At 65.0% G+C, this 6,651-nt stretch carries 6 protein-coding genes; 5 read left to right on the top strand and 1 reads right to left on the bottom strand.

Annotated elements, in window-relative coordinates:
- The first annotated feature begins 273 nt into the window (after positions 1–273).
- A complete protein-coding gene (locus VK792_RS13165; RefSeq protein WP_326297973.1) occupies positions 274–1,167 on the top strand; it encodes a fructose bisphosphate aldolase in 894 nt (297 codons plus the stop codon).
- Between the two features lie 29 nt (positions 1,168–1,196).
- Here the strand turns inward: VK792_RS13165 and VK792_RS13160 are convergent, their stop codons facing one another.
- Positions 1,197–2,258: an alpha/beta hydrolase gene (locus VK792_RS13160; protein ID WP_326297972.1), complete on the bottom strand. Its 1,062-nt coding sequence runs from the start codon at positions 2,256–2,258 to the stop codon at positions 1,197–1,199.
- A 101-nt stretch (positions 2,259–2,359) separates the two neighbouring features.
- Between VK792_RS13160 and VK792_RS13155 the strand changes: the two genes are divergently transcribed.
- From VK792_RS13155 to VK792_RS13140, 4 genes are all read left to right on the top strand, one after another.
- Positions 2,360–2,665 carry an FtsB family cell division protein gene (locus VK792_RS13155; protein ID WP_326297971.1) on the top strand — a complete coding sequence of 102 codons (306 nt, stop codon included), beginning with the start codon at positions 2,360–2,362 and terminating at the stop codon, positions 2,663–2,665.
- Positions 2,666–2,803: 138 nt separating this feature from the next.
- Positions 2,804–3,805, top strand: a complete 1,002-nt coding sequence (pdhA, locus tag VK792_RS13150) for a pyruvate dehydrogenase (acetyl-transferring) E1 component subunit alpha (protein WP_326297970.1) — start codon at positions 2,804–2,806, stop codon at positions 3,803–3,805.
- Between the two features lie 16 nt (positions 3,806–3,821).
- Entirely contained in the window at positions 3,822–5,195 is a 1,374-nt protein-coding gene (locus tag VK792_RS13145) for a pyruvate dehydrogenase complex E1 component subunit beta (RefSeq protein ID WP_326297969.1), read from the top strand.
- Positions 5,196–5,207: 12 nt separating this feature from the next.
- Positions 5,208–6,512, top strand: coding sequence for a pyruvate dehydrogenase complex dihydrolipoamide acetyltransferase (locus VK792_RS13140; protein WP_326297968.1), 1,305 nt, complete (start codon positions 5,208–5,210; stop codon positions 6,510–6,512).
- Positions 6,513–6,651 lie beyond the last annotated feature (139 nt).

Here is a 6,651-nt window from a genome sequence, read left to right as displayed (position 1 = left end):
CCCCCCCCCCCCCCCCCCCCCCCCCCCCCCCCCCCCCCCCCCCCCCCCCCCCCCCCCCCCCCCCCCCCCCCCCCCCCTTCCCCCCCCCGCAAAACCGCCCCGCCGCGGTCGTCGCCACATCCCTGTCACAAAAATCAGGCAACTGCGCAACATCGCGGCGTTTCGACGCGTCCGTTAGCGCAACCCCCTTTGCCTGTCGTGTAGCAGCCGCCTATGGCTGCGCCAGCCGCGGCCCCGCCGCGGAACACGGCATTCCAGAACAGGCGACTTCTCATGGCACATGAACAGATGACACAGCAAATGTCCGACAAGCCCGGCTTCATCGCCGCGCTGGACCAGTCGGGCGGCTCGACCCCCAAGGCGCTGAAGCTCTACGGCATCGACGAAGAGGCCTACAGCACCGAAGAAGAGATGTATTGCCTGATCCACGACATGCGCGCGCGGATCATCAAGTCCCCTGCCTTTACCGGCGCAAAGGTCATCGGCGCGATTCTGTTCGAACGCACCATGGACGGCGCGATCGACGGTATCCCGACCGCGCAATACCTGTGGGAAAACCGCCAGGTGGTGCCGTTCCTGAAGGTCGACAAGGGTCTTGCCGCCGAAGAAAACGGCTGCCAGTTGATGAAGCCGATGCCCGATCTCGACGCGCTGCAGTCGCGCGCTGTCGGAAAGGGCATTTTCGGCACCAAGATGCGCTCGGTCATTTCCGCCGCCAACGCCGACGGCATCAAGGCGGTCGTGGCGCAGCAGTTCGAGATCGGCAAGCAGATCCTGGGCCACGGGCTGATGCCGATCATCGAACCCGAGGTCACGATCACCATCGCCGACAAGGCAGAGGCTGAGGCGATCCTGCGCGATGAAATCACCGCCCAGCTTGATGCGCTCGCGCCCGGCGTTCAGGTCATGCTGAAACTGTCGCTGCCGTCCGAGGCGAACTTCTACAAGCCGCTGATCGATCACCCGGGCGTCATGCGCGTCGTGGCGCTGTCGGGCGGGTATGCCCTGGACGCAGCAAACGAAATGCTGTCGCAGAACACCGGCATGATCGCCAGCTTCAGCCGCGCGCTGACCGAAGGCCTGTCGGCGCAGCAGTCGGATGCGGAGTTCGACGCCGAACTGGCCAAGACCATCGATGCGATCTGCGCGGCGTCGGTCGCCGGCTAAGTTCGGACAACAGCGGCGGGGCGCGCAACTCAGCGCCCTGCCAGGCTCCGCAGGCGTTCAATCGCGGCGGGTGCCGTGAACGCGGTGCTTTGACCGCCGCGATCCCCCCCTTCCAGGCCGGACAGATCGACGACCTGCACCGGCAGGTCCGACAGCGCGTCACGGGTCCCGATGCTGCCCAGCCGTGTCGGTTTGCCGGTCATCCAGGCCGAGATATTGAGGAACAGGTCGTCCTGTGACACCGCCAGCAGGAAGGGTTCGGGAAAGGGCGAAATCCGCGCGGCTTGCCGACGGAACACGTCTTCGTCGATATCGGGCGAAATCAGCGCCACGCCGTTCAACCGCCGCAACACGGATTTGTCGCCGCTGATCGAGATCTGGCGCAACACTTCCATCACCAGCTGTGTGCCCATGGAATGTCCCACCAGCAGGACGCGGCGTTTACCCCCCGCCGTCAGGTCGGTCAGGAAGGTTTCCAGCCCGTCGCGCGAAAAGATGACGCTGTCCCGGTCATAGACATAGCCGCGCGGGCTGCCCGCCGAGGGCCAGGAATAGGCCACCACCGGCGCGCGGGCCCGGAAATCGTGACCGATCTGGGCAAGGCGATAGACCGCCTCGGCGTTGTTGACGTTATAGCCATGCACGAACACCACCACCTCTTTGCTGCCCGTGGGCAGGGCGGCGTCGATCGCGCGCAGAAAGTCGCGCTGGCTGGCCAGCCGGGTGCTGTCGGTCACCACGAAATGCTTCGCAGGGTCGACATTGGCCGCGCCGGGCCATTCGATCTGGCCCTCGGCATGGGTCGGCGGGATCGAGATATCGAGCCGCGCGTAATGCAGCGCCGGATCGCGCGTGGCCCCGAAGCTTTGCGCGACGATACGCGGATCGTCCGGCTGGGCAAGGTTGCGATTCGTCGCGACAAAGACCCGCTGGATCGCCGCGCCCTCGACCTCTGCCCCCGGCAGGAAATGCAGCGCGCCGCGCGGGGCGCAACCGCCGACACCCGCGACAAGCACAAGAATGACGAGAATCCGCAACACCAGATACAGCCCCAGAACAGCAAAGCGAGTCGTATCGGCAACATGGCGCAAGCCATCGCGGTTCGAAAGAGCAGAGGGGCTTTGCGGCCTCGATTCGCACGGGCATAATTGTCGCACGCGTCCACCCAAGAGACGCGGACAAGAGGCACGACATGACCAATCCGACCCGCGTCAAGCCCCCGTTCGGCGCTCTCGCGTTTTTCGCCATCGCCATGAGCCTTGGTGTTTATTTCACCTTTGCCGCGGTTCAGGGTGAATACGGCCTGTTCCGCCGGGCAGAGCTGGAAACCACCGCCGCCGCCCTGCGGGCAGAGCGCGACGCGCTGGATGTGCAGGTCGACCGGATGGAAAACCTGACGCTGCGCCTGTCCGACGCCTATCTTGATCTGGACCTGCTGGACCAGCAGGCGCGCGATATCCTTGGCCTGATGCGCCAGGACGAAATCGTCGTGCGCTAAGCGCCCTTTCCCGCGATTCCTGCACCCCCTGCAACCCTGCCATGCGACGCGTGGCGGGACTGACCTTTGACATATGGTCAATCAGTGGGTAGTTTCAGGAAAGTTTAACACTAAACTAATCGCACGGGAGGAGCGCCGATGGCGACCCGCAAAGCCACAGCCCAGCCGAATGTCTCGGCCGAGGAGCTGACAAAGTACTATCGTGACATGCTGTTGATCCGCCGGTTCGAGGAAAAGGCCGGCCAGCTTTACGGCATGGGCCTGATCGGCGGCTTCTGCCATCTGTATATCGGGCAAGAAGCCGTTGTCGTCGGCCTGGAGGCCGCGACCGAAGAGGGCGACAAGCGCATCACCTCTTACCGCGACCACGGCCACATGCTGGCCTGCGGCATGGATCCCAACGGCGTCATGGCCGAACTGACCGGGCGCGAGGGCGGCTATTCCAAGGGCAAGGGCGGCTCGATGCACATGTTCTCGAAAGAGAAGAACTTTTACGGCGGTCACGGCATCGTCGGTGCACAGGTGCCGCTGGGCGCGGGCCTGGCCTTCGCCGACAAGTATCTTGAAAACGGCCGCGTCACCTTCACCTATTTCGGTGACGGTGCCGCCAACCAGGGCCAGGTTTACGAGACCTTCAACATGGCCGCCCTGTGGAAACTGCCGGTGATCTTCGTGGTGGAAAACAACCAGTACGCCATGGGCACCGCGCAGAAACGGTCCACCTCCACCCCAGACCTGCACACCCGCGGCGAAGCCTTCGGCATCCCCGGTGAAGAAGTTGACGGCATGGACGTTCTGGCGGTCAAGGCGGCCAGCGAAAAGGCCGTGGCGCACTGCCGCGCGGGCAACGGGCCCTACATCCTTGAGGTCAAGACCTATCGCTACCGGGGCCACTCGATGTCGGACCCGGCCAAGTACCGCACCCGCGAAGAGGTGCAGAAAATGCGCGAGGAACGCGATCCCATCGACCACGTCCGCGACATGCTGCTGCAAGGCAAGCACGCGACCGAGGACGACCTGAAAGCCATCGACAAGGAAATCAAGGCCATCGTGAACGACAGCGCTGAATTCGCCAAGGAAAGCCCCGAGCCCGCGCTCGAGGAACTTTGGACCGACATCTACGCCGACGCGACCGCCTGAGGGGGAGACAACACCAATGGCAACTGAAATTCTCATGCCCGCCCTGTCCCCCACGATGGAGGACGGCACTCTGGCCAAATGGCTGGTCAAGGAAGGCGACACCGTCACCTCGGGCGACATCATCGCCGAAATCGAAACCGACAAGGCGACGATGGAATTCGAAGCCGTCGATGAAGGCATAGTCGGCAAGATCCTCGTCGCTGAAGGCACCGAAGGTGTGACCGTGAACACGCCGATCATGGTGCTGGTGGAAGACGGCGAATCCGTTCCCGAGGGCGCCGGCAGCGCCGCGGCTGCCACAGCGCCCGCCGCCGAACCGGCCCCGGCCGCCGCCGCCCCGGCCAAGGCTGCGCCCCCCGCCGACGCACCGCAGCCCGACACCAGCCCGGACTGGCCCGAAGGCACCGAGATGAAAACCCAGACCGTGCGCGAAGCCCTGCGCGACGCCATGGCCGAAGAAATGCGCCGCGACGACAGCGTGTTCCTGATGGGCGAAGAGGTGGCCGAATACCAGGGCGCCTACAAGATCAGCCAGGGCTTGCTGGACGAATTCGGCGCCAAGCGCGTGATCGACACACCGATCACCGAACATGGCTTTGCCGGGATCGCGGTCGGTGCATCCTTTGGCGGGCTGCGCCCGATCGTCGAGTTCATGACCTTCAACTTCGCCATGCAGGCGATTGACCACATCATCAACTCTGCCGCCAAGACGCTTTACATGTCCGGCGGCCAGATGGGCGCGCCGATGGTGTTCCGTGGTCCCAACGGGGCTGCCGCCCGCGTCGCCGCCCAGCACAGCCAGGACTACGCGGCATGGTACGCGCAGGTCCCCGGCCTCAGGGTCGTGATGCCCTATTCGGCCTCTGACTACAAAGGGTTGATGAAGACCGCGATCCGCGACCCCAACCCGGTGATCTTCCTGGAAAACGAAATCCTCTACGGCAAATCCTTCGAGGTGCCCGTGCTGGACGATTTCACCATCCCCTTCGGCAAGGCCCGCGTCTGGCGGACCGGCACTGACGTGACCATCGTCAGCTTCGGCATCGGCATGACCTATGCCCTGGAAGCGGCGGACAAGCTGGCCGAGGAAGGCATCTCGGCCGAGGTCATCGACCTGCGCACCCTGCGCCCGATCGATTATGATACGGTGCTGGCCTCGGTGATGAAAACCAACCGCTGCGTCACCGTCGAAGAAGGCTGGCCCGTGGGCAGCATCGGCAACCACCTGTCGGCAACCATCATGATGAAGGCGTTCGATTACCTCGACGCGCCGGTCATCAACTGCACCGGCAAGGATGTGCCGATGCCCTATGCCGCCAACCTTGAAAAGCACGCACTTGTCACCACCGCCGAGGTCATCGACGCGGTCAAGCAAGTTACCTACCGGTAAGGGGGACCAGACATGGCAACCGAAATCCTGATGCCCGCCCTGTCCCCCACGATGGAGGACGGCACCCTGGCCAAATGGCTGGTCAAGGAAGGCGACACCGTCACCTCGGGCGACATCATCGCCGAAATCGAAACCGACAAGGCGACGATGGAATTCGAAGCCGTCGATGAAGGCATCGTCGGCAAGATCCTCGTCGCCGAAGGCACCGACGGGGTAAAGGTCAACACCCCGATCATGGTGCTGGTGGAAGACGGCGAAGAGGTGCCGGCCGATGCCGGCAGCGCCCCTGCCCCGGCAGCCGCCCCAACCCCCGCGCCTGCGCCTGCGCCTGCGCCCGCCCCCGCCGCAGCGGCGGCCCCGGCGCCCGCCGCCCCGCAAGCGGCGGATGGCACCCGGATCTTCGCCTCGCCGCTTGCCCGGCGTATCGCCGCGCAGAAGGGGCTGGACCTTGGCCAGATCAGCGGCTCCGGCCCGCGCGGCCGGATCGTCAAGGCGGACGTGGAAAACGCCACCGCCGCACCGGCCAAGCCCGCGGCCGCGGCCCCGGCCAAGGCCGACGCCCCGACACCCGCCCCGGCGCCCAAAGGCCCGTCGGCGGATGCCATCGCCAAGATCTATGCCGACCGCGCCTACACCGAAGTACCGCTGGACGGAATGCGCAAGACCATCGCTGCCCGCCTGACCGAGGCCAAGCAGACCATCCCGCATTTCTACCTGCGCCGGGACATCAAGCTGGACGCGTTGCTGAAATTCCGCAGCCAGCTGAACAAGCAACTGGAAGGCCGGGGTGTGAAACTGTCGGTCAACGACTTCATCATCAAGGCCTGCGCGCAAGCCCTGCAAGCAGTCCCCGCCGCGAACGCGGTCTGGGCCGGCGACCGGATCCTGCAGCTGAAACCCTCGGACGTGGCGGTCGCCGTCGCGATCGAAGGCGGGCTGTTCACCCCGGTGCTGAAAGACGCCGACAAGAAGTCGCTTTCGGCCCTCAGCGCCGAGATGAAAGACCTCGCTACCCGCGCGCGCGACAAGAAGCTGGCCCCGCATGAATACCAGGGCGGCAGCTTCGCGATTTCCAACCTCGGGATGTTCGGCATCGACAATTTCGACGCAGTCATCAACCCGCCGCACGGCGCGATCCTGGCCGTGGGCGCGGGGGTCAAGAAACCCGTGGTCGGGGCCGATGGCGAACTGGCGGTGGCGACGGTGATGTCGGTCACGCTGTCGGTCGACCACCGGGTCATCGACGGGGCGCTTGGCGCGCAACTGTTGCAGTCCATCGTCGACAGCCTCGAAAACCCGATGCTGATGCTGGCCTGAGCCGGCAATCCGCGACAAGATCAAACGCCGCCTTTCCCTCGGAAGGCGGCGCTCTGCTGTCTTTGGTTTTCCAAATACCTCGGGGGGAATTGCCCGGTACGGGCAAGGGGGGCAGCGCCCCCAGGACCCGCCTGCCGCA

The sequence above is a fragment of the Mesobacterium hydrothermale genome (genome assembly GCF_035818635.1).
GTDB lineage: Bacteria > Pseudomonadota > Alphaproteobacteria > Rhodobacterales > Rhodobacteraceae > Mesobacterium_A > Mesobacterium_A hydrothermale.
The sequence above is the reverse complement of the archived record's forward strand: the minus strand, read 5'-3'. Positions and strand labels throughout refer to the sequence as shown.

Coding starts and splice junctions, on each gene's coding strand:
- VK792_RS13140 (WP_326297968.1), top strand. CDS start 5,208: ATGGCAACCGAAATCCTGATGCCCGCCCTGTCCCCCACGATGGAGGAC.
- VK792_RS13145 (WP_326297969.1), top strand. CDS start 3,822: ATGGCAACTGAAATTCTCATGCCCGCCCTGTCCCCCACGATGGAGGAC.
- VK792_RS13155 (WP_326297971.1), top strand. CDS start 2,360: ATGACCAATCCGACCCGCGTCAAGCCCCCGTTCGGCGCTCTCGCGTTT.
- pdhA (WP_326297970.1), top strand. CDS start 2,804: ATGGCGACCCGCAAAGCCACAGCCCAGCCGAATGTCTCGGCCGAGGAG.
- VK792_RS13165 (WP_326297973.1), top strand. CDS start 274: ATGGCACATGAACAGATGACACAGCAAATGTCCGACAAGCCCGGCTTC.